This is a genomic window from Burkholderia sp. Ed8 (assembly GCF_040761425.1).
In the GTDB taxonomy this organism is placed as follows: Bacteria; Pseudomonadota; Gammaproteobacteria; order Burkholderiales; family Burkholderiaceae; genus Burkholderia; species Burkholderia seminalis.
Genome location: NZ_CP142885.1, coordinates 736,480 through 759,624, shown reverse-complemented (window position 1 = coordinate 759,624; position 23,145 = coordinate 736,480). Strand labels below are relative to the sequence as shown.

At 67.9% G+C, this 23,145-nt stretch carries 21 protein-coding genes; 9 read left to right on the top strand and 12 right to left on the bottom strand.

The window, feature by feature from the left end; all coding sequences use genetic code 11:
• Positions 1-8: 8 nt before the first annotated feature.
• From VXM69_RS03565 to gstA, 3 genes are all read right to left on the bottom strand, one after another.
• Complete coding sequence (locus VXM69_RS03565) at positions 9-1,301, bottom strand: TolC family protein (RefSeq protein ID WP_367189007.1); 1,293 nt, start codon at positions 1,299-1,301, stop codon at positions 9-11.
• 91 nt (positions 1,302-1,392) lie between these two features.
• Positions 1,393-1,779, bottom strand: coding sequence for a hypothetical protein (locus VXM69_RS03560; protein ID WP_034188493.1), 387 nt, complete (start codon positions 1,777-1,779; stop codon positions 1,393-1,395).
• A gap of 72 nt (positions 1,780-1,851) precedes the next feature.
• Positions 1,852-2,484, bottom strand: a complete 633-nt coding sequence (gene gstA / locus VXM69_RS03555) for a glutathione transferase GstA (protein WP_367189006.1) — start codon at positions 2,482-2,484, stop codon at positions 1,852-1,854.
• 136 nt (positions 2,485-2,620) lie between these two features.
• On the opposite strand from gstA, the gene VXM69_RS03550 reads away from it, so the two are divergent.
• The 4 genes from VXM69_RS03550 (at position 2,621) to VXM69_RS03535 (ending at position 5,862) form a co-directional block, all read left to right on the top strand.
• Positions 2,621-3,001: a helix-turn-helix domain-containing protein gene (locus tag VXM69_RS03550; RefSeq protein WP_124608144.1), complete on the top strand. Its 381-nt coding sequence runs from the start codon at positions 2,621-2,623 to the stop codon at positions 2,999-3,001.
• 23 nt (positions 3,002-3,024) lie between these two features.
• Positions 3,025-3,393, top strand: coding sequence for a hypothetical protein (locus VXM69_RS03545; protein WP_367189005.1), 369 nt, complete (start codon positions 3,025-3,027; stop codon positions 3,391-3,393).
• A 45-nt stretch (positions 3,394-3,438) separates the two neighbouring features.
• On the top strand, positions 3,439-4,302 hold the full coding sequence (locus VXM69_RS03540; protein WP_367189222.1) for a hypothetical protein: 864 nt from the start codon (positions 3,439-3,441) through the stop codon (positions 4,300-4,302).
• Between the two features lie 180 nt (positions 4,303-4,482).
• Entirely contained in the window at positions 4,483-5,862 is a 1,380-nt protein-coding gene (locus VXM69_RS03535; RefSeq protein ID WP_367189004.1) for an MFS transporter, read from the top strand.
• 58 nt (positions 5,863-5,920) lie between these two features.
• Here the strand turns inward: VXM69_RS03535 and VXM69_RS03530 are convergent, their stop codons facing one another.
• The 4 genes from VXM69_RS03530 to VXM69_RS03515 form a co-directional block, all read right to left on the bottom strand.
• Positions 5,921-6,997 (bottom strand): C45 family autoproteolytic acyltransferase/hydolase, encoded by a 1,077-nt coding sequence (locus VXM69_RS03530; RefSeq protein WP_367189003.1) that lies wholly within the window; start codon positions 6,995-6,997, stop codon positions 5,921-5,923.
• A gap of 87 nt (positions 6,998-7,084) precedes the next feature.
• Positions 7,085-8,668: a DUF3138 family protein gene (locus VXM69_RS03525; protein ID WP_367189002.1), complete on the bottom strand. Its 1,584-nt coding sequence runs from the start codon at positions 8,666-8,668 to the stop codon at positions 7,085-7,087.
• A 97-nt stretch (positions 8,669-8,765) separates the two neighbouring features.
• A complete protein-coding gene (locus VXM69_RS03520) occupies positions 8,766-9,881 on the bottom strand; it encodes a polyamine ABC transporter substrate-binding protein (protein ID WP_367189001.1) in 1,116 nt (371 codons plus the stop codon).
• Positions 9,882-10,094: 213 nt separating this feature from the next.
• The gene (locus VXM69_RS03515; protein WP_301741220.1) at positions 10,095-11,819 is read right to left on the bottom strand and encodes an amidohydrolase; all 1,725 of its coding nucleotides are present in this window, start codon (positions 11,817-11,819) and stop codon (positions 10,095-10,097) included.
• A 237-nt stretch (positions 11,820-12,056) separates the two neighbouring features.
• Here VXM69_RS03515 and VXM69_RS03510 point away from each other — a divergent pair, with 237 nt between their 5' ends.
• On the top strand, positions 12,057-12,887 hold the full coding sequence (locus tag VXM69_RS03510) for a helix-turn-helix transcriptional regulator (protein ID WP_034188500.1): 831 nt from the start codon (positions 12,057-12,059) through the stop codon (positions 12,885-12,887).
• Positions 12,888-12,902: 15 nt separating this feature from the next.
• Here VXM69_RS03510 and VXM69_RS03505 read toward each other — a convergent pair whose 3' ends face one another.
• The 4 genes from VXM69_RS03505 to VXM69_RS03490 all read right to left on the bottom strand — a co-directional run bounded on the left by VXM69_RS03505 (position 12,903) and on the right by VXM69_RS03490 (position 17,126).
• Complete coding sequence (locus VXM69_RS03505; protein ID WP_034188501.1) at positions 12,903-13,823, bottom strand: LysR family transcriptional regulator; 921 nt, start codon at positions 13,821-13,823, stop codon at positions 12,903-12,905.
• Positions 13,824-13,954: 131 nt separating this feature from the next.
• Entirely contained in the window at positions 13,955-15,145 is a 1,191-nt protein-coding gene (locus VXM69_RS03500) for an MFS transporter (protein ID WP_301741221.1), read from the bottom strand.
• A gap of 87 nt (positions 15,146-15,232) precedes the next feature.
• Positions 15,233-16,696: an FAD-binding oxidoreductase gene (locus VXM69_RS03495; protein WP_034188503.1), complete on the bottom strand. Its 1,464-nt coding sequence runs from the start codon at positions 16,694-16,696 to the stop codon at positions 15,233-15,235.
• Positions 16,697-16,781: 85 nt separating this feature from the next.
• Entirely contained in the window at positions 16,782-17,126 is a 345-nt protein-coding gene (locus VXM69_RS03490) for a cupin domain-containing protein (RefSeq protein ID WP_006484551.1), read from the bottom strand.
• Positions 17,127-17,324: 198 nt separating this feature from the next.
• Here VXM69_RS03490 and VXM69_RS03485 point away from each other — a divergent pair, with 198 nt between their 5' ends.
• From VXM69_RS03485 to VXM69_RS03475, 3 genes are all read left to right on the top strand, one after another.
• The gene (locus tag VXM69_RS03485; RefSeq protein ID WP_034188504.1) at positions 17,325-18,209 is read left to right on the top strand and encodes a helix-turn-helix transcriptional regulator; all 885 of its coding nucleotides are present in this window, start codon (positions 17,325-17,327) and stop codon (positions 18,207-18,209) included.
• Positions 18,210-18,382: 173 nt separating this feature from the next.
• Positions 18,383-19,333 carry an agmatinase gene (speB, locus tag VXM69_RS03480; protein WP_034188505.1) on the top strand — a complete coding sequence of 317 codons (951 nt, stop codon included), beginning with the start codon at positions 18,383-18,385 and terminating at the stop codon, positions 19,331-19,333.
• A 22-nt stretch (positions 19,334-19,355) separates the two neighbouring features.
• Positions 19,356-20,837: an aldehyde dehydrogenase family protein gene (locus VXM69_RS03475; protein WP_367189000.1), complete on the top strand. Its 1,482-nt coding sequence runs from the start codon at positions 19,356-19,358 to the stop codon at positions 20,835-20,837.
• A 141-nt stretch (positions 20,838-20,978) separates the two neighbouring features.
• Here the strand turns inward: VXM69_RS03475 and VXM69_RS03470 are convergent, their stop codons facing one another.
• Positions 20,979-21,905 (bottom strand): patatin-like phospholipase family protein, encoded by a 927-nt coding sequence (locus VXM69_RS03470; protein WP_367189221.1) that lies wholly within the window; start codon positions 21,903-21,905, stop codon positions 20,979-20,981.
• Between the two features lie 350 nt (positions 21,906-22,255).
• On the opposite strand from VXM69_RS03470, the gene motA reads away from it, so the two are divergent.
• A complete protein-coding gene (gene motA / locus VXM69_RS03465; RefSeq protein ID WP_034188508.1) occupies positions 22,256-23,125 on the top strand; it encodes a flagellar motor stator protein MotA in 870 nt (289 codons plus the stop codon).
• Positions 23,126-23,145 lie beyond the last annotated feature (20 nt).

Below are 23,145 nucleotides of genomic sequence, written 5' to 3'. Positions count from 1 at the left end.
GTTCTCCTTCACTGCGCGGCGGCCAGCGCCGACGGCACGACCTGATATTCGAGCTGCGCCCAGGTCCGCGACACGTCGCGCCTGAGATCGAGCAGCTGCAACTGCGCGTCGAGTTGCGCCCGCCGCGCGGCGAACGTATCGGCGAGCGACCCCGTGCCGGCCCGGTACGCGGCCATCGCGAGCTGCACGCGCTGGTCGGCGGCGGGCAGCAGCGCGGCGCTCAGGTTCGCGATGCGTTCGCGGCCGCTCGCCAGCGCCTCGGATTGCGTACGGATATCGGCCTGCACCTGGCGCAGCGTGTCCTCGTACATCAGGCGCGCCCTCGTCTCGAGGGCGGCCTTCTCGGCGACGTCGCGGTTCTGGCGGTTCTTGCGATTGAGCGGCAGCGGGATCGAGACGCCGACGGACACCATGTTCGAATACGCGCCGCCGCGCTGCTGGTACGCGATCTCCCATGTCCAGTTCGGGCTGCGCTCGCTGTTCGCGACCGCCGTGTCGGCTTCGGCCACCGCGATGTCGTCGGCCGCGGCGACGAGCGCCGGCTGCGACAGGCGCAGCTCGTCCGGCGGCAGCGACGACACGAAGGATTCCGGTGCAGGCGGCGCCCCCGTCACGTCGGCCGCCGGAACGGCCGTCCAGCGGGCCAGCACGACAAGCGCGGTGCGGTATGCCTGCTGCGCCTTGAGCACCTGATCCTGCGTTTGCGCGAGCATCGCGCGCGCCTGCACGACATCGCCGGCACCCGCCTTCGCGCCGCGATACGACGCCTGCGTGGCGTCGAGTTCGTGATTCATGTGGCCGAGCAGCGCCTGCTGAAGCGCGAGCGCCTGCTTCGCGTAGACGGCGTCGAGCCAAGCCGTCGCGGTCTGCTGGCGCACGATGGCGAGCTGCGCGAGATGGCCCGCGCGCTCACGGCCGACCTGCTCGTTGGCAAGTGCCGTGCGCAGCCGCCGCTTGTCGCCGGACACCCACTCCTGCTCGATGCCGATGCGGCGCATCGTCATGAAGTCCTGGCCGACGGTGAAGCGCTGACCACCATTGACTGGCAGGTTGTCGATACCGGCCTTGAGCATCGGGTCGGGCAACTGGTCGGCCTTGACGGCCACTTCGGAACGCGCGAGCACGGAAGCCTGCGCGGCCTGCATCGAAGCGGAATGATCGGTCGCGGATTGCAGCGCGGCGTCCAGCGTGACAGGCGACTGCTGCGCATGAACGGCGCCCGCCGCCAGCAGCGTGACCCACAGTACGGGCGCGCGCCGACACGCACGCCGCGTACGCGGCGTGCTGAAATCGAATGACATGGTGTAACCCCAGGTCGGAACCCAAAAGGATTCCACGTCCTGCGCACAGGACGAACCTCACCGCGTGCGCGGTGAACCGGTCAGATCGGGATCAGTTGATGCGCGGCGGGCGCCACAACCCGTTCGGGTCGCGGGCCGGGACGGACTGCGTGTAATGGAAGACGATCGTGCTCGCGAATGCGGCGGGACGGCTGACGTCGACGCGAGCGACCGGGTGATAGAGGCTGCCGAACTGGCATTCGGCCGTCACCTTGCAGGCCGCGCCCTTGGCTTTGGCCTTCGCGTGATCGGCGGATGACGGCTGCATCGAATCGCAGCCGCTCATGCCGGCGGACATCGCCAGGTTCATGCCGGTATCCGGATCCGTCGACATCGTGTGCTGCATCGGACATTCACCGGTCAGGCCGCTGGCTGCCAGCCCAGTGAGGGGCAGCACCGCGCACAGCAGCAGCAGGATGAAGGTCCGAAGCAGTTTCATGGCGGCGATTATATCCCGGCCGGTCGCTGCGTGGCGGCGCGTCGCTACGGCAGAATGACGCGCCGCCACAGCTCACTTCAGCAGGCCGTCCGCGGCCAGCGCGGCCTGCACGGCCGGCCGCGCGCGCACGCGCTCGTACCACGCGCGCAGATGCGCATGGCGGCTCAGGTCGATATCCGCGTTGTACACCGAGCGCATCCAGTCGGCCTTGCCCCAGCCGGTCAGCGCGAACAGGTAAGCATCGGCGACCGTGAACGTGTCGCCGGTCACGAACGTCCGGCCGTCGAGCTGGCGGTCGATCCATGCGAAGCGGCCGTCGAGTTTCTGTCGGACGGGCTCGACGTACTTCCCCGCCTGCACCGCATACAGCAACGGGATGAAGCCCTTGTGGATCTCGGTGCCGAGGAAGTTGAGCCATTCCATCAGCCGGTAACGCGCGAGCGTCCCACGGGCCGGCGCGAGCGCGGCTTCCGGGCGCTGGTCCGCGAGATACTGCGCGATCACCGGCCCTTCGCGCAGCATCGTGCCGTCGTCGAGTTCGAGCAGCGGCACGTAGCCGAGTTCGTTCACGTCGTAGTAGTTGCGGCCGTCTTCGACGACGTGCTTGCGCGCGTCGACCCTGACGATCTCCGCGTCGATGCCGCCTTCGCGCAGCACGATGCAGATCGCCTGCGAACAGCTGCCGGGAGCGTGATAGAGCTTCATGCGTATCCTTCGTGGGTAGTCCAGGTATCGATTCGCCGCGACGCGGGCGCTAATATCTCGCATCGGCGCACGGCTGGGAAGACGGCAGTCGTTTGTGCCGTAGTCACAAAAAATTTACCGACCAGGGTTCAGCACGATGAAAACGAGTGCGACAGGATGTTCCGTTGAAGAAGCGATGCGCCTGCTCGGCGGCCGCTGGCGGCTGCTGCTGGTGTCGTATCTGCTCGACGGGCCGCGGCGCTTCAGCGACCTGCGCCGCGACATGCCGGGCATCTCGCAGCGCATGCTGACGCTCGACCTGCGCGCGCTGGAGGATGCGGGGCTCGTGAAGCGGACCGTCTATCCCGAAGTGCCGGTGCGCGTCGAGTACGATCTCACCGCGGACGGCGACCGGCTGCGGCCGGTCGTCGAAGTCATGCGCGAGTTCGGGCTGTGGCTGAAGGCGCGCGACGAGCAGGCCGATCCGACGCCCGACACCGCGGCCACGATCGAAACACGCATGCATTCCCCCCGATAATCTTCATGCAGGAACCGACGTTCATGGAACTTCACGCTACCGTCGGCGCGGCGACGTCCGACCTCGACGACGACGAAAGCTTCGCCAACCTCTACTGTCACGATGCGGAGCAGGACTACTGCTTCGCGCTGTCGCGCTTTCCGGACGACGCGCTGATCGAAGTGATGGTGCGCGACCAGGTCAACCTGCGCGTCAAGGATCTGTCGGTGCGCCTGACCGACGATGCGATCGACGTCGAGATCGAACCGGGCATCGCCGCGCGGCTCGACGGCCGCACGCGCTACGTGATCCATCTCGCGCCCGGCCAGTACGATCCGGTCACGCTGCGCGCCGCGCTGAAGGAGATCTTCGTCGGCAAGAGCGGCTATCGCGACGACAGCACGCAACGCTGACCGGCTGCCCGCATGCGCCCCTTCGCTTCGCTCCGGCACCCGCTCGTGACGCACTCGCCGCGGCTCCGCCCGCTTCCCCGCGTCGCCGCGCTGCTGCTCGCCGCGTGCGCATCGATCGCCCTCGCCGCGCATGCGGCCAAGCCGCTGCTCACGTTCAAGGTCGACGACACCGTCACGGCCCGCGTCGAACGCGCCGACAGCGCGCACATCACGGTCCGCTTCCTGCCGAGCGGGAAAACGCAAACGCTCGACGTCACGGCCACCGACGAGGAGGGCCACTATCACGTCGCGACCGACGACTACAACTTCGACGGCCACCGCGATCTCGCGGTGCATGCGCTGCTCGGCATGGTCAACGAAAGCTACGGCATCTACCTGTACGATGCCGCGCGCCAGCAGTTCGCGCCGCTTTCGATGCCGGCGGGCAACCTGCCGCACGGCAGTTGCGACGACCTGATCAATGTCGATGCAAAACCGAAGGAGCGCACGCTGTACAGTTCGTGCCGTGGCGGGCCGATCTGGTACACCGATGCGTACCGTTTCGACACCGCCGGCAAGATGTATCTGTACCAGTCCAGCGAAGCGGTACCTGACGACCTGCGCACGCTCCTCGACGACGACAACGGCCCGGCGTCGATGCTGCTGACCTACGACGAGCACGGCAAGCGTGTGTCGCGCCGACCGCAGGCGTATGGCGGCGGCAACGTGACGTTCAAGGTACATCCGGCGCGCCTGCCGCTGCACGACGCAATGATCGATGCGCCCACGCGCCGTTATGTCGTCGCGGGCGACACGGTGGAGGTGATCGACGCGAGCGATGATTTTCTGTGGCTGAAGGTGCGGTATCGCAATCCGCACGCGGGTGTGGTGCAGGGCTGGGTCAGGGCGAAGGAAGCGATGGCCGACTGACGCACGACGCGACACGCACCGCCCTTTCCCACATACTGAACGCCAAACATCCCATTAATAGGGATACCTGTCCAAATGTTGACGCGCGTCGCGCCACGGTTCTAACGTTCGCCCCAACGCCATCCGATTCGGCCGCCCCGCTCGCGGGCGCCGGCCGGGCAGAGAACACAGGAGACGACCGTGGCCCAATCCGCGTCACGCACCCATGCAACCCCGCCTGAGCGCTCGACCGCGCATGGCGGTACCACCCCCGAATCCACGCCCCGCTCAACCGCAACCACCCAGCCGAGCCGCAAGCGCCTGCTAATCCTCGCGCTGCTGTTCGTCACGGTCGTGATCAACTATCTCGACCGCAGCAACCTGTCGATCGCCGCACCCGCGCTGTTCAAGGAACTGAATATCGATCCGGTCCGCGCGGGCCTGGTGTTCTCCGCATTCGGCTGGACCTATGCGCTGATGCAGATCCCGGGCGGCTGGCTCGTCGACAAGGTGTCGCCGCGCGTGCTGTATGCGGGCGCGCTTGCGCTGTGGTCGGCCGCGACGCTGCTGCTCGGCTTCGCGGGTTCGTTCGTCGGGCTGATCGTGCTGCGTCTCGCGGTCGGCGCGCTGGAAGCGCCGGCCTACCCGATCAACAACCGTGTGGTCACGACGTGGTTCCCAACCCGCGAACGCGCAAGTGCGATCGGCGGCTACACGTCGGGGCAATTCGTCGGCCTCGCGTTCCTCACGCCGGTGCTCGCTTGGCTGCAGGTGCACCTCGGCTGGCACATGGTGTTCGTCGCGACGGGCCTCGCCGGCATCGCATGGGCCGCGATCTGGTATGCGGTATATCGCGAGCCGCGCGCGTTTCGCGGCGTCAACGCGGCCGAGATCGCGCTGATCCGTGACGGCGGCGGGCTCGTCGATCTGGAGGACCGCATCGCGGCACGCAGCGAACGCGCGCCGTCGACGTGGCGCGACCTCGGCGTCGTGCTCGGCCGACGCAAGCTGTGGGGCATCTACCTCGGCCAGTTCGCGCTGAACTCGACGCTGTGGTTCTTCCTCACGTGGTTCCCGACCTACCTCGTCAAATACCGCGGGATGGATTTCATCAAGTCGGGCTTCCTCGCATCGCTGCCGTTCCTCGCCGCGTTCGTCGGCGTGCTGTGCTCGGGCGTGCTGTCGGACTGGCTGATGCGCCGCGGTGCGTCGCAGGGCTTCGCGCGCAAGCTGCCGATCATCTCGGGGCTGCTGGTCTCGACCTGCATCATCGGCGCGAACTACGTGTCGTCGACGGGCTGGGTCATCGCGTTCATGACGATCGCGTTCTTCGGCAACGGCTTCGCGTCGATCACGTGGTCGCTCGTATCGGGGCTCGCGCCCGCGCGGCTCCTCGGTCTCACGGGCGGCGTCTTCAACCTGATCGGCAACCTGTCCGCGATCGCGACGCCGATCGTGATCGGACTGCTGGTCGACGGCGTCGACTTCTCGCGTGCGATCACCTACATCGCCGCGATGGCGCTCGCCGGCAGCCTGTCGTACGGGCTGCTCGTCGGCAAGGTCGAGCGCATCGACGCATGAGCGTCACGAGGGCGGCCCATACGAGCCGTCCCGGCCTTGCCGCTGTCCGCGTGCCGCGTCAGAACCGCGTGAACCCGTCGCGCGCGAGATCGTGCGGATTGCCGGCCACATAGTCGAGCGCGCACGCATCGGTATCGATGCCGACGGTCAGCAGCGTTTCCCAGCGCTCGGTGTCGGGCATCGACGGATCCGGGTGGAAACACACGACGGCCGCGTCGCCGGCCGCACCGCACATCGCCGCCGCGCGTTCGCGCACATCGGCGCCCGTCATGCCCGTCACGACCTCGTTCAGGTACGCGAAGCGTTCGCGCGTGGTGGAACTGTCGGGCATGCACTCGCCGCCGCTCAACGCGCGATCGAGGAAGTGGTTCGTGTGCAGCAGCCAGCCGTCCGGGCGCGGCACGACCACACCGACACCCGACGGGCTCAGTTCGATGCTCGCCGCACGCGGGTTCGCGTCGTGCCGCGTGAACACGGTCAGCACCGTCGATGCGCTCACGCGCGCGGCGCGCGCGAGTTCGATCGCCTCCTGCACCGTCGTCGCCTCTTCGAGCAGACGCCGCGCGATCGCATGCACGGGCACGCCCGCGCTGCCGTCGTCGCTCGCGTGATGCAGGATGTTGAAGTGCAGCCCGAGCCCCGCGCTGTTCACGCCGAGCTTCGCGAGCATCCCGAATTCGGCGAACAGCTTGACCGTGCGGCCCTGCGGCGTCGCGAACTGCATCAGCAGCCCCTGCGGCGCGAGGCTGTCGTGCCAGTCCCACGTCTGCAGCGTGCGCGGCGCGTGCGGGCCCGCCGACGCGTAGACGGTCGTCGAGCATTCGCCTTCGGCCGACGCGGGCGCGGTCGCGAGAATCTCGGTGCGCGCGTTCAGGCACGCGAGCTGCCAGTACGGCAGGTCGACGCCCTCGGCGATCGCCTCGACTTCGGCAGCCAGGCGTGGGCACCATGCGTCGAGCGCGGCGAGGCTCGCTTCGCCGATCGCCCGCGCGCGCTGCGGCTCGATGCCGAGCTTCGGGAAGAACGCGAGATAGCGCGCAACCGTATCGCGGATCGCGGGCGCGAAGCGCGCGCCGATCAGACGGCCCCGCTCATGCGGATCGGTGATGTCGGTCGCGAATGTGTGCAGCTTCAAGATCAAACCTCCTGTGTCGAATGAGACCCGGGCCGGCACGGCCCGTAAAGTGTTTCGCTATACGAACAAATCGGCACGCGCCGGCCGTCAGAACGAGTAGATGAACTGCATCCCGGCGAGGTCGTTGCTGCGCGCGTACGTGCCGTTGCTCTTCAGGAACACCGGATGGTTCGCCGCGTCGTGGCGGTATTCGACCTTCACGGTGATCTGCTGCGTCGGATAGAACAACAGGTCCGCCGTGATCGCATAACGCCGCGCGCCCTTGCATTCGGTGCCGTTGGTCGCCGAGCCCTGGAAGCACGCCGGATCGATGCCGAAGCCGCTCGTGCCGTTCACCGACGGGTTGCCGCCCGCGAGCCCGTACTGGATGTTCGTGCCACCGCCGCCGTTCGACGCGTTGTTCAGGTAGTCGAAGCGCAGCGTCGCGCCCATGCGGCCGACCCACGACGTCGTCCACTTCGTATGGCCGAGCAGCGACATCCCGTACCAGCGGGCCGTGCCGCCGTTCCACGCGCCCTTCTGCAGCTCGCCATAGTCGACCTGCGCGTTGACCTGCGTCTTGTCGTGCGTATAGGTCATGTCGGCTTCCACGTACTTGTAGAAGCCGGTCGGCGACGCGCCGTTGCACTGGTAGCCGTAGCCGCCCGCCACCGCGCACGGCGAGAACAGCGACTGCCGGCCGAGCATCCCGGAGATCCCGAAGTCGAAGGCCGTCGACGTCGCGTTGTCGAAGCGCGCGGTGATCGTCGGCGTCCAGTTGGTCTTGGTCGTGTTGTTCGCCGCGTTCGCGATCGCACCGGCCGTACGCAGCACCTCGTTGCCGATCACGACCTGCCAGAAGCGCGTCATCGCCGCGTTGGACCCCTTCAGCCCGATGCCGATCAGGTTGCCCGGCTCGCTGAAGTCGTACAGCAGCCCGTGCGTGAGCGTGAGCATCTGGTTCGACGGCTGCACTTCGTAACCGGCGAGGCTCGGCATCATGCCGATCTCGAACGTGCGCGTCGTGGTGAGCGGTACGTTGACCTGCGCCTGCGTGACGATGTTGTTGCCGACGCCGCCGTGCGAATTGCTGAACACGTTGCCGAAGCCGCGGTTCGGCTGGATCACGATCTCCGCGGACGGCGCCATCGGGCCGACGCCGAAGGTCTTCTTGATGTCGAGATAGACGTCGCCGATCGTGCTGTTGTAGTAATCGTACGCGCCCGGGTCGTGGTTCAGGAACTGGAAGCCCGACGTACGCTGCGCGCGGTTGAACAGGTACACGGGATCGACGTAGCCGGTGATGCTCAGGCCCGCGAGCGGGCCAGTCGTCGCGGCTTCCTGCAGCGAGTCGACCTTCAGCGATGCATTCGCGATCTGCTCGCGCATCTGCTGCAGGTCGTCGTTCGTGAAGGCAGGCGCTGAATCGGCGGCCGGCGCGGCGGCCGCCGCCGTGCTGATCGAACCGATCTTCACGCCGCCCGAGGCGGCATGGGCCGTTGGTGCGGCGCCGGCAGGCTGCGCCGCCAGCATGCTCGCGCGCAGCTCGTTCACCTGCTGCTGCAGCGCGGTGACCTGCGCCTGCAGCGCCTTCATCCTGCTCGCGTCGGTCGCCTGCGGCGCCGTGTGCGCCATCGCCGAAGCCGCTTCGAATGCGAGCAGGCACAGCGCCGTCATGTGTTTGATCTTCATGTTCTGGGTGGTCGTCGGGACGAGCGCGCCCCCGCCCGCCGCGATCAGCGGCGGGGCGCGCGAAAGGTATGCGGGAGTGCGGGAGGCGGCGGCCGGCTTACTCGGTCTTCAGCTTCGTCCAGAGACGGTTCTGCAGACGCATTAGCTCGGGCGGAACCGGCTTGCTGAGGCTCAGCCGGCGGATCACGTCGGCGGGCGGGAACACGGCCGGGTCGCTCGTCACTTCGGCGCGCACGAAATGCCTCGACGACGGCACGGCCGACGGATACGACGTGTCGTTGGTCAGGTTCGCGCTCTCCTGCTCCGACAGCACGAAGTTCACGAACTTCAGTGCGGCGTCCGGATGCGGCGCATCCTTCGGAATCGCCATCATGTCGAACCACATCGCGCTGCCCTCGGTCGGAATCACGTACTTGATGTGATACGACTTCTTCGCGGAAGCGGCCGCGATCCGCGCGGAGTTCACGTCGCCCGACCAGCCGAGCGCGAGGCAGATGTCGCCGCCCGCAAGATCGTTGATGTAGCTGCTCGAGTTGAACTGCGTGATGTACGGCCGCACCGTCTTCAGCAGCTCATAGGCGGCCTGGTAGTCGGCCGGGTTCGTCGTGTTCGGATCCTTCTTCAGGTACACGAACGCCATCCCGAACGCATCGACCGGCGAATCGAGCACCGACACGCCGCAGTGCTTCAGCTTCTGCACGACCTTCGGATCGAACAGCAGCGACCAGCTGTCGAGCGGCGCATCGTTGCCGAGCGCGGCCTTCACCTTCTCGACGTTCATCCCGAGCCCGTCGGTGCCCCACGTCCACGGAATGCCGAACTGGTTGCCCGGATCGTCCTTCGCCAGCACCTTCATGATTTCCGGATCGAGCAGCCCGTAGTTCGGCACCTGGCTCCGGTCGATCTTGCGGTAGATGCCGGCCTGCAGCTGCCGCGCCCAGAAGATGTCGGACGGCACGACGACGTCGTAGCCCGACGTGCCCGACAGCAGCTTCGCCTGCAGCGTCTCGTTCGAATCGAACTCCTGGTAGACGACCTTGATGCCGGTCGCCTTCTCGAAGTTCGCGATCGTCGCCTTGCCGATCGAGTTGCCCCAGTTGTACACGTTGACGACGTCCGCCGCGTGCGCGACGGGCGTGCCGGCCCACGCGAACCCGCCCAGCGCGAGCGCCGCGCATGCCGTCCCCAGATGCCGTTTCCACTCCCCTGCCATGTTTTCCTCCGTCGGTATCGTGATCCGCTCCCGGCGAGCGGTGGTTGCTTCGGTCCGGGAAAATGTAGCCAGAGGAAATTGGCCGGTCTGCCCTGCCAATAGGGGGACACGCGTCACAATCGGCGCATCCGGTTCCGGCCGGGATGCGGCGGCCCGCGAAAACGGAAGCCGCCTGAAAGCCGGCGTCACCGCGTCGTCAGCCGGGATGCCCGGTCAGGACGCCTGGATACCCGTGCGTGCCCCGAAATCGTTGCCCACGTGCGTGATGCGGCCGCCCATCATCGTCAGCCCGACGTCGATGCGGCCGATGTCGTATTGGCCGACCTCGAACAGGTCGTTCTCGAGCACGACGAGATCCGCGCGCTTGCCGGGTGTCAGCGAGCCGACCTCGTGCTCCATCCCGAGCTGGTACGCGCCGTGGATCGTGTACGCGGCGATCAGCTGCGGAATGCTCAGGCGCTCGGCGATGTCCGGAAACACCGGCGCATCGGGTTCGCCCGCGAGCTGGCGCGTGTGGCCCGACTCGATGTGCTCGAGCGGCTTGTGCTGGCAGCGGCACTGGCACGCGAGGCCGTCCATGCCGATCGACACCGTCACGCCTGCGTCGAGGAACGTGCGGAACTTGTACATGTTGCTCCAGCGTGCGTGGCCGTAGTGGTCGCGCAGCTGCTCGGTGTACGCGTCGACCACGCCCCACTGCAACTGCGTGTTCGCCATCACGCCCGCGTGGCGAAAGCGCGGGATGTCGTCCGGATGCGTGAGAAACGCGTGCGTGATCACGTGGCGGCGGTCGCGCGGCGGGTTCGCGCGGTTGACCTCGTCGAAGCCGTCGAGCGCCATTCGCACCGCCGCGTCGCCGACGCAATGGACCATCACGTTCGCGTTCGCGCGATCGGCTTCGACCAGATAGCGGTTGAACGTGTCGGCCGGCATCGTCGGCGCGCCGCAGGTGTCGGGGCGATCCGCGTACGGTTCGAGCAGGTAGGCGGTGTGGTTCGCCTCGGTGCCGTCGAGGAACAGCTTCAGCGCGCGCGCCTTCACGAGCGGCGAATCGTACTGCTCGCGATACCGGACGAGCGTGCCGACCGGATCGTCGATCTCGCCGATCACCGCGACGCTGCCCACCACGCGCAGCTTCAGGTCGCCCGCGCGCTCCATCGTCTGCAGCGTCTCGTACAGCAGCGACTGGTCGCCGCTCGCGTCGAAGAAGCCGGCATCGAACACGGTCGTCACGCCGGCCGCGCACAGCTTCTTCTGCCACGGCGGAATCGATTTCAGGTACAGGTCGATGCCGGTCGGCAGCAGGCCGGCCGCGCTGATCCGCTGCATCAGCAACGAATACGCGGCGCCGTCGACGATCAGGCCGGTCGGCTCGCCCGTCACCGCGTCCTTCTCGAACCAGCTCGCGCCTGCCTGCACGGGCGGCGTCGACGCGTCGATACCGGCGATCTCCAGCGCCTTCGAGTTCACCCACATCGAATGGAAATCCGTCGACAGCAGGCACACCGGGCGATCCGCGCAGATCGCGTCGAGCGTCTCCTTGCGCAGCATGGCTGGCGGGATCGTCGCCTGCACCCAGCCCATCCCGGTGATCGCCGGCTCGTCCGGATGCGATTCGACGTAGGCACGCAGCGCGCCCAGCACCTTCTGCGGATCCTCGTGATTCACGAACGCCTGGAACGCGAACGCGGTCGTCTCGAAGTGCCAGTGCGACTCGACGAAGCCCGGCAGCACGAGCCGGCCGGCCGCGTCGACGACCTTCGTCCGCGCACCGACGTACGCCTGCACGGCCGCCACGTCGCCGACGTGGACGATCCGGCCGTCGCGCACGGCAACGGCCTGCGCCCACGGCCGGTGCGGATCGACGGTGTAGACCTTCGCGTTGGTCAGAACGAAATCCGCCGGCGTCGCGGCGACCTGCGTCGGTTGAATCTGCATTGCCTGTCCTCGGTGGTCATCAGGTTTTCGAAGTGCTTTCACTATAGACAGACGATTCACACCGGTATGCCCCCCCGCCGCGGGGGCTTCGGCGAATTCACGCCACCGCGTACCCGGTCTTGTCGTCGTTTTGGGGACAACGCGCGAAATCCGCGGGGTTGACCGGTGAATACCCGGCTGACGCACGCGCGGCGTTCGCGTAACGTCGCGCTGTCCCCTGACCGCCTGCACCCGACCATGCGACTGCTCCAGCCCGACCCCGCCGCCCGCGGCCACTACCTGATCGGCGTGCGCCCCGACACGCTCGGCGCGACGCTGCGTGCGGTCGGCACGCCGGATTTCGTCGGCGCGGTCACCGCGTTCGTCAACGACAGCATCCACGCCGACGCCGTGCACCTCGAACGCTGGCGCGCGGACGCGGGCAGCACGTCGGGCTTCGTCGTCGAATGGCTCGGCAGCGGCAGCCTGCGTGTCGCGGCCGATACGCTGCGCGTGATGGACATTTACTACCAGCACTATTGCCAGACCGACCCGCTGGTCGCGCCGCTGCGCGGCAAGGCCGGCACGCTGCTCGTGCAGCGCCATGTCGACGGCATCGCGCAGGGCGAGTTCCGCCGGCGCATCTTCGACGAACCCGGCATCGCGCAGGAATGCCTGCTCGTGCACGGCACCGCGCACCTGCAGTACGCGCTCGGGCTCGCGCGCGCCGTCGGGCGGGCCGCGTTCACGACGGACGAGCTGTTCCATTTCCGGCAGATGGTCGATCTGCTGTTCCCGATGTTCGAGCTGCATGCGCGTACCTGCGCGGCGCGGCGCGTGGCAACGGTATCGGTGAACGTCGGATCGCAGGCGAGCTTCGACGCGCGCCTCGAACGCCAGGACGTGCAGTTGTCGCGCCGCGAGCACGAGATCTGCCGGCTGATGCTGTGCGGGCGCTCGGTGCCCGAGGCCGCGCAGCAGTTGGACGTGAAGCTGTCGACGGCCGAGTCGTACGTGAAGCGCGCGTTCGCGAAGCTCGGCGTGCGCACGCGCCGCGAGCTGTTCGACTGGACGCTCGTCGACTGCTGAGCGCGCGGCCCGGATTTACGCGGCCAGCGCGGCCGCCTTGATGTTGAAGGCGCGCAGCAAGTCCTCGCAGAACGCGTCGACGATCGGCTTGTCGCTCGTGCTGCGCTTCATCGCGAGATGCAGCGGCACGTCGAAGCTGAACGTCGCGCGGCCGACGGCCTTCACGAGCCCGCGCTGCTCGAACGGCTCCGCGTAATGCGCGGGCAGATAGCCGAGATGGCCGCCCGACAGGATCAGGATGGTCGCGGCCTCGATGCTGTCCGCGCTCGCGGTCACGCGGCGCTCCGGCAACGGATACTGCTCCTCCGGCACCGGGTAGGTACGCCACACCCAGTCGTGAAGCTGCAGATCGTCCGCCGTCACGGGCCGCGACGCATGGAACAGCGGATGCCCGCGCCCGCAATAGATCACCTGCTGCTCGGTGAACAGCGGCGTATAGAGCAGGCCCGGCACGCGATGCCAGAAATAGCCGATCGCGAGATCGAGCTGGTTGTTGACGAGGCTTTCCTCGAGCTCCTGCGGCGAGGCGACCTTCATCGAGAACGTGACGGCCTGGTCGCGCTGGCGAAACGCGCCGATCGCGTCGGCCACCCGCGCGTTCTCGACGAGCGGCGCCTGGCCGATCAGGCCGATCGACAGCGTACCGACCAGCTTGCGGTCGATGTCGCGCACGCGCGCGACGAATTCGGAGGTCGCCGCGACGAGCGTACGCGCCGTGGCCGCGAAGCGTTCGCCCTTCGACGTCAGCCGAAAGCCGCCGCGCCCGCGATCGCACAGCTTGAAGCCGACGCGCGCCTCGAGCGCCGACAGCTGCGTGCTGATGGTCGACTGCCGCACGCCGAGCGACGCCTCGGCAGCCGTGATGCCGCGTGCGTCGACGACGGCCAGAAAGACCCGGATGAGCCGGAGATCGAGATCGGTGGTATTCGAAAACATGCGTCAAGCCGCTGCGCGTACGCGCGTTGCCAGGCCGGCACGGCGCGCCTCGCGCGCCCCGCCCGCCGCCTTCGCCGATGAACCGAACGGGACGCGCGCCGCCATCGGCAGCGGCGCGCGTCGCAACCCTGTCACTCCGATACCGCCGCGAGCGGGCGCGCGATGCCGAACACGGCCGGCCGCAGCCGCCCGTAGCAGAGGAACGCCGCCGCGCACAGCGCGATCGCCGCGATCAATGCCGACTGCGTGCCCGCGCGCTCGATCAGCGACCCGCCCGCGACCGAGCCCACTCCATAGCCGAGCGCGACGCAGCCCGGCGACAGCGCGGCCGACTGGCCGATCAGGTCGTACTGCGGAATCGTCGCGTAGATCAGCAGCGCGCCGCCGGTCCAGCAGCCGATGAACACGATCGCGCCGAGCGTGAACGTCGCGACCGACGCCGGCATCGCGAGCAGCACGGCCGCGACCGCGCAGCCGCCGAGGTTCACGAGCGTCCAGCGACGCAGGCCCGCGCCCGCACCGAGCTTCGGCATCGCCGCGCAGATCACGAGGCTCGCGACGTTCGCGATGCCGAGCACGAGCGACACCGACTTGCCGCTCAGGCCCGCATCGGTGCCGATCTTCTCGAGGAAGGTCCATACGACGCCCACGCCGCCGTACAGCGCGAGCTGCGCGCACAGCACGAGCATCGCGCCCTGGCGGTCGATGCGGCCGGCAACCCCGACCGGCGTCGGCGCGGCCATTGTCTCGCCGCGGCGGAACAGCGGTGTCGCGAGCACGAACATGCCGAGCACGCACGCGACGAAACCGAACACGCCGCGCGCGCCCCACGTGCCGCTCAGCATCGGGAAGACATACGCAAGCAGCACCATGCTCCACATCACCTGCCCCATCAGCATGATCCCGAGATTGCGTTCCGGCGCGCGCGAATACGACAGGTAGCGCAGCGCGATCCCGTTCAGCCCGCCCGAGCCGACGCCCGCGACGAACTGCAGCGTCGAATAGGCGGCGAGCCCGTGCGTCGCGAGCGTGCCGAGATTCGCGCCGGCCGCGAGCGTCACCGCGCCCGCGAGCACGAGCCGGACCGGCTGGCGGCCGAGCACGAACGCGACGAGCAGCGTGCCCGTCGATTCGCCGAGCACCTCGATGAAGCTCGACAGCCCGAGCGCCGCTTCGCCGAAGCCCCAATGGCGCTCGACCTGCCCGACGATCGCGGGCAGTCCGAGAAAGACCGTCGGTCCGAGGATGCCGAGCAGCAGCATCACGACGACGAACAACGCGCTTTCCTGCCGCGCTTCATCCTGCAGATTCACAACGTTCATGCGATGTCTCTCTCCGTGTCCGCGGTGCGGACCGTCTCCTCGGGGGAGTTGGATATGGCGGCGGCCCGGCCCGGGCCGCCGTGTCGCTTACATCGGGAAGCCCATCGCCTTGAGGCCGCTGATCCACGCGCGCTTCCAGCCGCCTTCGGCATCCGCGCCGTCGAACGCGTGGAACGTGATCTTCGCGGCGACCCAGCGCATCGGCTCCGGCGGGATGTAGCTCGGGCTCTGGTTCGCGATGTCGAGCTTGCGCTCGGGGCTGTCGCGGTCGAACAGGATGTTCAGCCCCATGAACGCGCCGAACCGGCTCGCCGCGACGCCGAAACCCGTATAGCCGGCGACGAACACGGCCTTGCCGCCGAGATAGCGTTTCGCGAACACCGAGCCGCGCGAGCAATAATCGATCGGGCCGCCCCATGCGTGCGAGAAACGCACGTCGCTCAGTTGCGGGAACGTGCGGTAGAACGCTTCCGCGAGCCGGTAGTACGTTTCGCGCCGGCCGTCCTGGTGCGGCTCCGGATCGCCGTCGAAGTGATAGCTGACGAGGCCGCCGAAGATGATGTTGTTGTGCTTCGTCAGCCGGAAATAGTTGAGCTGCGTGCGCGTGTCGTACACGCCCTGGCGATTCTTCCAGCCGATCCGCGCGAGCTGCTCGTCGGTCAGCGGCTCGGTGGCGAGCACGTGATCGCGCACTTGCATCACGCGGCGGTTGATGTCCGGAATCCCGACCTTCGCGGTGCCGCTGCCGAACACGACACGCGGCGCGCGCACGCTGCCCTTCGGCGTCGTCACGAACACCGTGCCGCCTTCGTCGGTCACGGTCGTCAGCGGCGTGTGCTCGTACAGTTTCACGCCGAGCGACAGCGCCGCGCGCTTCAGCCCCCACGCGAGCTTCGCCGGATGCACGATGCCGCTGCGGTTGCGCGACCACAGCGCGCCCGCGAACAGCGGCGAATTCAGTTGTTCGAGCGTTTCCTCGCGGTTCAGCAGCACGACGTCGTGGCCGTACTCGCGATGCAGGTCGTAGTCGCCCTTCAGGTGCGCGAGGTGCTCGGGATCGACCGCCACCGTCATCTCGCCGTTCCACTCGATGTCGGCGTCGATGTCGTAGCGCTTCAGCGTTTCCTCGAAGCCATCGAGGTTGTGATGGCCGAACGCCTCGAGTTCCGCGATGTCGTTCGGGAACACGCGCACCGCATTCGGCAGCCCGTGCATCACCGACGTCGAGATGATCCCGCCCGCTCGGCCCGATGCGCCGTGCGCGACCTTGCCCGCCTCGATCAGCACCACGTTCAGGTGCGGCATCTGTTCCTTCGCCTGCACGGCCGACCACAGCCCCGTGAAGCCGCCGCCGACGATCAGCAGGTCGGCCGTCACGTCGCCGACGAGTTCCGGCTCGGTGGCCGGCGCGGCCGGGTTGTCGAGCCAGTACGGGAACAGCCTGGTATTCGCGAGCGCCGCCGCGACGCCCAGCGCGACCGGTGCGACCGGCGTGCCACGCGGCGCCTGCACCGGCGCGGTCTGTTTTGCTTCGTTGACTTCCATTTCCATGATCTCAGCCATCACACGCGAAAAACGAAACCGCCGCCGGATGCGCGTCACACGGACGACGACACCCCGGCGGCGGCTTCGGACATCACGACTGTTCGAGCAGCACGTAGAACTTCTTCGCGTCCTCGATCGTCTCCCAGCGGCCCGCGAAGCCGGCCGGCAGCAGGTAGCCCTGGCCCGGCGTGAATTCCTTGCGGTTGCCTTCGACGTCGGTCAGCGCGATCCGGCCCTCGACGAGCCACACCGCTTCGTCGGCCGCGGTTTCCGGAAACTCCACCGAGCCGGCCTTGCCTTCCCACCAGCCGACGATGTAGTTGCCGCTCTTGCCTTCGGCCGCGCGCCAGTCGCTTTCGTCCATCCCGAAGTCGAGCTTCGTGAATTCGCCCACGCCTGCGCCCAGCGGCAGGATGTCCTTGATCAGTTTGGTCATCGGAATCTTTCGTCTCTTGATTGAAAAAAGCAGAGACAAAGTTACTCATTTACACTGCCCCGGTATGCCCCCCTTCAGGGGGGACAAACGATGTTTTGCGGGGGCGCGCAGGTCGGCAGGACAACCGACGGTGTTTCCCCCTAATGACGTTTTCCGTTGCCGACGCTACAATCGCGCCGCTTTTCACCGGGGAACCGCATGCTGCTCAACGTGAACCCCTTCCACCGCGACAACGACCGCTTCAACGTGTCGTTCAAGGCGCTGGGCGAGCTGATCGAGACGGTCGGCACGCCTCACTTCGTGCCGCGCCTCACGCAACTGCTGAACGACGTCGTGCCGCTCGACGTCGCGCACGTCGAACGCTCGCGCGTCGACGGCACGATGCCCACCGGCTACCGATGCGAATGGATCGGCAGCAGCGGCATCGGCACCGCCCCTCATGAAATCTCCGACGTGATGACGCTCTACTACGAGCGCTTTCTCGACAGCGACCCGCTGTTCGCCGGGTTGCGCGGCAAGACGGGCACGATGCTCGTCGTGCGCGACATCGCGGCGATCCCGCCCGGCGAATTCCGTCAGCGGCTGTTCGACGACGTGCAGATCGGCCACGAATGCGTGCTCGCGCGCGGCACGCGCTATTCGCAGCACTCGATCGCGCTGGAGCGCGGCCGCGACCGGCCGCCGTTCACGCTCGCCGAGATGAACCGCTTCCGCGGCATCAGCGACGTGCTGTTCCCGCTGCTCGAACTCCACGCGTCGACCACCGCCGTGCGGCGCGTCGCGCATCCGACACCGGAGATCCATCCGCTCGCGCAGTTCGACGCGCGCATCGCCGCCGACGGCGTGAAGCTGTCGAAACGCGAATACGAAACCTGCAAGCACCTGCTCTCCGGCAAGACCGTGCCCGAGACCGCCGGCATCCTCGGCGTGCGCGTCGCGTCGGCCGAGTCGTACGTGAAGCGCGCGTTCGCGAAGCTCGGCGTGCGGACCAAACGCGAACTCGCCGCGTGGGGCTCGGCCACCACCGCGTTCCCTTCCGCCGGATCGCACGACGCCGCCACGCCGCCCGTCCTCTCCCGCTGACCGCCCGCCGCCCGCGCCGGCCGCGCGGCCGCCTTCGGTTGCGCGGCGTCGATGCGGCGGCGCCACTCGCATCGAGACCCGTCGATGTAAACGTTGCGACTTCAAAATCTTCGCGCAGGCGTTCTCCTCTACCATCGGCCGATCGCTTTACCCTGGAAAAAGGAGACGGCCCCATGCCCCGCGAACTCAATCAACCGATGGGCGGCAACGACATGCCGCGTTTTGGCGGCATCGCCACGATGATGCGGCTGCCGCAGGCCGCGACGACCGACGGCCTCGACGTGTGCTTCGTCGGCGTGCCGCTCGACCTCGGCACGTCGAACCGCTCGGGCTCGCGCTTCGGCCCGCGCCAGATCCGCACCGAATCCGTGCTGCTGCGCCCGTACAACATGGCCACGCGCGCGGCGCCGTTCGATTCGCTGCAGGTGGCCGACATCGGCGACGTCGCGACCAACCCGTACGACCTGAAGGACTCGGTGCGCCGCATCGAGGAGGCCTACGACGAGATCGTCGCGAACGGCTGCCGGCCGATCACGCTCGGCGGCGACCACACGATCGCATGGCCGATCCTGCGCGCGCTGCATAAAAAGTACGGCAAGGTTGCCGTCGTGCATATCGATGCGCATGCGGACGTGAACGACACGATGTTCGGCGAGAAGATCGCGCACGGCACGCCGTTCCGCCGCGCGGTGGAAGACGGACTGCTGCAATGCGACAAGGTCACGCAGATCGGCCTGCGCGGCACCGGCTACCACGCGGACGATTTCGACTGGTGCCGCGAGCAGGGCTTCACCGTCGTGCAGGCGGAAGAATGCTGGAACAAGTCGCTCGTGCCGCTGATGGCGCAGGTGCGCGAACGCGTCGGCGACACGCCGGTCTACCTGAGCTTCGACATCGACGGGCTCGACCCGTCGTTCGCGCCCGGCACCGGCACGCCGGAAATCGGCGGCCTCACCATTCAGCAGGGACTCGAAATCGTGCGCGGGATGAAGGGCCTGAACATCGTCGGCGCGGACCTCGTCGAAGTGTCGCCGCCGTACGATCCGGCCGGCACCACCGCGCTCACGGGCGCGAACCTCGCGTTCGAGATGCTCTGCGTGATGCCGGGCGTCGCCTACCGCTAACCCGACCGACAGGATGACGCCCATGTCCATCGCCGAACTTTCCCGTTCCGCAACCGCGTTCGTGCTGCCCGCCGCGCGCATCGCCGGCCAGCCGGTCCGCACGCATTCCGATACGGCCGGCGCGCCGATCTTCAACGCATCGACCGGCGACGCGATCGGCTGGCAGGAATTCGCGACGCCCGCGCACGTCGACGCCGCGGTGCGCGCCGCGCGCGACGCCTTCGCCGGCTGGCGCGACACGCCGCCCGCCGCGCGCGGCCGCGTGCTCGCGACGATCGCCGAGCGCGTCGAAGCCGCACGCGACCGGCTGGCCGCGCTGCAGATGCAGGTCAGCGGCAAGCCGCCGTTCGAGGCCGACGCCGACGTCGGCGACGTCGCCGCGACGTTCGCGTACTACGCGAAGCTGTGCGAAGACCGAGCGCTGTTCGCGGCCGAGCCCGTCGCACTGCCGAGCGACGCCGTCACGGCCGAGCGGTTCCACGACGCGGTCGGCGTCGCCGCCCTGGTGATGCCGTGGAACTTCCCGATGGTCACGACCGCGTGGAAGCTCGCGCCCGCGCTCGCGGCCGGCTGCGCGGTCGTGCTGAAGCCGTCCGAACTCACGTCGCCGACCGAGCACGCGCTGCTCGACATCGTCGCCGAAGCCGGCGTGCCGGCCGGCGTCGTCAACGTCGTGAACGGCGGCGCCGAGGTCGGCGCGGCACTGACCGCGCATCCGCTGATCGACAAGATCTCGTTTACCGGCAGCACGGCGGCCGGCCGCAAGGTGATGCGGGCCGCGGCCGAAGACATGAAGCGCGTGACGCTCGAACTCGGCGGCAAGTCGTCGCTGATCGTCTGCGACGATGCGGATCTCGACGTCGCGGTACCGCTCGCGATTGCGGGCGCGTTCACGAACGCGGGCCAGATGTGCTCGGCCACCGCGCGCATTCTCGTGCACGACAGCCTCTACCGCCGCTTCATGACCGCGTTCGAGACGGCCGTGCGCGCACTCGTCGTCGCGCCGCCGGCCGACGAACAGGTCGCGATGGGGCCGCTGATCTCGGCCGCGCAGCGTGCGCGCGTCGAAGCGATGCTCCAGCAGGGCATCGACGCGGGCGCACGCATTGCGTTCAGCGGACGGGTCGCGGAGGCCGGCGGCGAAGGCTTTTTCATGGCGCCCGTCGTGATCGCCGAGCCGGCCGCCGACAACCCGTTGTGGACCGACGAAATATTCGGCCCCGTCGCCTGCGTGAAATCGTTCCGCACCGACGACGAAGCGATCGCACTCGCGAACGACACGCGTTACGGGCTCGTCGCGACCGTCGTCACGCGCGATGCCGACGTCGCGAAGCAATTCCAGCAGCGCGTGCGGGCGGGGCTCGTGTGGATCAATGCGCCGCAGCTGATCTACCCGCACGTGTGCTGGGGCGGCTTCGGGCTCAGCGGGATCGGCCGCGAACTCGGCGTCACCGGGCTGCGCAGCTATCAGGAACCGCGCCACGCGATGCGCGCGATCGACTGACCCGTGCGGCCGTTCAGGCCGTTGGCGGCACCGGAGCGGATGGCACGGTGCCGCTTTTTTCAGGTACACGTCGGATTTCCGGGCAGAGGACCGGCGGCCCGCGTGCGCCGGTCACGCGTTCGAGCGGCGCGCGAGCGCGCCTCAATGCGACAGCGCCGCGGCGTGATCGTGCTCGCGCAGCGGGTCGGGAATCGCACATTGCGCGAGCCCGCCGGCATCGATCCACATGCGCGTGCGTTGCGCCGCCGCGTCGATCAGTTGCGCGCACTTCGAGTAATCGTATGACGACACCTCGAGCGGGCAGAGCGGCGGCACGACATGGATGTGCGCGCGGGCCGCGTACAGCTCCAGATCGCGCACCAGTTGCCGCGCGATCACGAGCGTCAGCGCGTGCGTCGCATGCGCGATCGCGCTGCGCGGCGGCACGCGCAACGCACAGGCGAACCCGGCCGGCAGCACGACGATCCGCTTGACGCCGAGCGCGATCGCGACGGAGATCGGCGTATTGTTCGCGACGCCGCCGTCGACCAATTCCACGCCGCCGATGCGGACCGACGGAAACACGCCGGGAATCGCCGCGCTGGCCTGCACGGCATCCACGACCGGGCCGGCGGACAGCACGACTTCGCGACCGCTCAGCACGTCGGTCGCGACGATGTGCAGCGGCAGCGCGGCCTGCTCGATCCGCCGGTACGGCAGGTTCTTTTCCAGCAGCAGGCGCAGCGCGTCGGCCTCGACCAGATGGGGCCGGTTGCGCAGCAGCATCGCGACGATGCCGCGCATCGAGAACGGCATGATGTCCTGGCGGCGGATGCTGCACCACAGCGCGGTGAGCATCGCGACGCCGTCCCTGTCTGGCCGGCCCGCGAAATAGGCGGCATTGATCGCGCCCGCCGACGCGCCGACGACGCAATCGGGCCGTTCGCCGCTCGCGATCAGCTCACGGAGCATGCCGACCTCGATCGCGCCCAGACTGCCGCCGCCGGCGAACACGAAGGCGGTCGAAGGCGTGGAATCGGAATTCACGGGGCACCCTCCTGCGGTTGGCTGCGACAGCGCTTTCTCCATGATGGATCGTGCAGCGCGTTGGATGTCCTGATGAAAACCCTGCCGGCGTGCGGGCCAGGCCGTTCGGCTGCGGACGTTTCCGGGTCGCCTCCACTCGGAAACTCGCGCGATCGCCACGTACTTTTTGACCTCGATCAACAAAATCGCGCGCTTCGGCGCCCGCAAACGTGTGCCACGCACGAATCGCGCGGAATGCGTGGAATCACGGGTTCAGCCGCCGCGACGCGCGCCGTTATTGCATCAACACCCGCCGACCGGCATCGCGTCGCGGGCATGGAGCGAGACAGCCGGGCTGTCCCGCCCGCTTATCGACAACGGAACCAGCAGCGCACGTCGCGGACGAGGTAATCATGTTTGTAGCCATCGGATGGATCGTCGTGATCGGGTCGGTGATCGGCAGTTTTGTCGGCGTGGGCGGCCATTTGCCTGCCTTGCTGCAGCCGTTCGAGCTGCTGTGCATTTTCGGCGCCGCGCTGGGCGCGTTCGTCGTCAGCAATCCCGTCACGACGCTGAAGAAGACCATCAAGACCCTGCCGACCTGCTTCAAGGGCGGCGGCTATACGAAACAGCAGTACGTCGAACTGATCGCGCTGCTGTACGAGCTGCTGCACAAGGCGCGCAAGGACGGCATGATGGCACTCGAGGCCGACGTCGATGCGCCCGAACAAAGCCCGCTGTTCCAGAAATATTCGCATGTGCTCGCCGACCATCACCTGCTCGACTTCATCGTCGATTACCTGCGGATGATGTCGAGCGGCAACGTGAACGTGCTGGAGATGCAGGACCTGATGGATGAAGAGCTGCATACGCATCATGCGGAGGCGTCGGTCGCTGCCAACGCCATCCAGAAGATGGCCGACGGCCTGCCGGCGTTCGGCATCGTCGCCGCGGTGATGGGTGTCGTGCATACGATGGGCTCGGTCGGCGCGCCGCCCGCCGTGCTCGGCAAGATGATCGCCGGCGCGCTCGTCGGCACCTTCCTCGGCATCCTGCTCTCCTATGGCTTCATCGGTCCGCTCGCGGATCTGCTCAACGCGAAAGGCCGTGCCGCGGCCAAGCCGTTCCAGTGCGTGAAGGCCGTGTTGCTCGCGTCGATGAGCGGCTACGCGCCGTCGGTTGCGGTGGAGTTCGGCCGCAAGGTGCTGTTCACCGCCGATCGCCCGAGCTTCAAGGAGCTCGACGACGCCGTCCGCGCGACCAAGTCGCCCAAGGCTGCATAACGGATACGCGAGGAAACGGA

Excerpts from the sequence above, each read along its gene's own strand:
- VXM69_RS03510 (WP_034188500.1), top strand. The coding sequence starts at position 12,057 with ATGCGACTGCTCCAGCCCGACCCCGCCGCCCGCGGCCACTACCTGATC.
- VXM69_RS03505 (WP_034188501.1), bottom strand. The coding sequence starts at position 13,823 with ATGTTTTCGAATACCACCGATCTCGATCTCCGGCTCATCCGGGTCTTT.
- VXM69_RS03565 (WP_367189007.1), bottom strand. The coding sequence starts at position 1,301 with ATGTCATTCGATTTCAGCACGCCGCGTACGCGGCGTGCGTGTCGGCGC.
- VXM69_RS03560 (WP_034188493.1), bottom strand. The coding sequence starts at position 1,779 with ATGAAACTGCTTCGGACCTTCATCCTGCTGCTGCTGTGCGCGGTGCTG.
- VXM69_RS03495 (WP_034188503.1), bottom strand. The coding sequence starts at position 16,696 with ATGGAAATGGAAGTCAACGAAGCAAAACAGACCGCGCCGGTGCAGGCG.
- VXM69_RS03475 (WP_367189000.1), top strand. The coding sequence starts at position 19,356 with ATGTCCATCGCCGAACTTTCCCGTTCCGCAACCGCGTTCGTGCTGCCC.
- gstA (WP_367189006.1), bottom strand. The coding sequence starts at position 2,484 with ATGAAGCTCTATCACGCTCCCGGCAGCTGTTCGCAGGCGATCTGCATC.
- VXM69_RS03500 (WP_301741221.1), bottom strand. The coding sequence starts at position 15,145 with ATGAACGTTGTGAATCTGCAGGATGAAGCGCGGCAGGAAAGCGCGTTG.
- VXM69_RS03485 (WP_034188504.1), top strand. The coding sequence starts at position 17,325 with ATGCTGCTCAACGTGAACCCCTTCCACCGCGACAACGACCGCTTCAAC.
- VXM69_RS03525 (WP_367189002.1), bottom strand. The coding sequence starts at position 8,668 with ATGAAGATCAAACACATGACGGCGCTGTGCCTGCTCGCATTCGAAGCG.
- VXM69_RS03545 (WP_367189005.1), top strand. The coding sequence starts at position 3,025 with ATGGAACTTCACGCTACCGTCGGCGCGGCGACGTCCGACCTCGACGAC.
- VXM69_RS03515 (WP_301741220.1), bottom strand. The coding sequence starts at position 11,819 with ATGCAGATTCAACCGACGCAGGTCGCCGCGACGCCGGCGGATTTCGTT.
- VXM69_RS03490 (WP_006484551.1), bottom strand. The coding sequence starts at position 17,126 with ATGACCAAACTGATCAAGGACATCCTGCCGCTGGGCGCAGGCGTGGGC.
- VXM69_RS03470 (WP_367189221.1), bottom strand. The coding sequence starts at position 21,905 with ATGGAGAAAGCGCTGTCGCAGCCAACCGCAGGAGGGTGCCCCGTGAAT.
- motA (WP_034188508.1), top strand. The coding sequence starts at position 22,256 with ATGTTTGTAGCCATCGGATGGATCGTCGTGATCGGGTCGGTGATCGGC.
- VXM69_RS03520 (WP_367189001.1), bottom strand. The coding sequence starts at position 9,881 with ATGGCAGGGGAGTGGAAACGGCATCTGGGGACGGCATGCGCGGCGCTC.
- VXM69_RS03550 (WP_124608144.1), top strand. The coding sequence starts at position 2,621 with ATGAAAACGAGTGCGACAGGATGTTCCGTTGAAGAAGCGATGCGCCTG.
- speB (WP_034188505.1), top strand. The coding sequence starts at position 18,383 with ATGCCCCGCGAACTCAATCAACCGATGGGCGGCAACGACATGCCGCGT.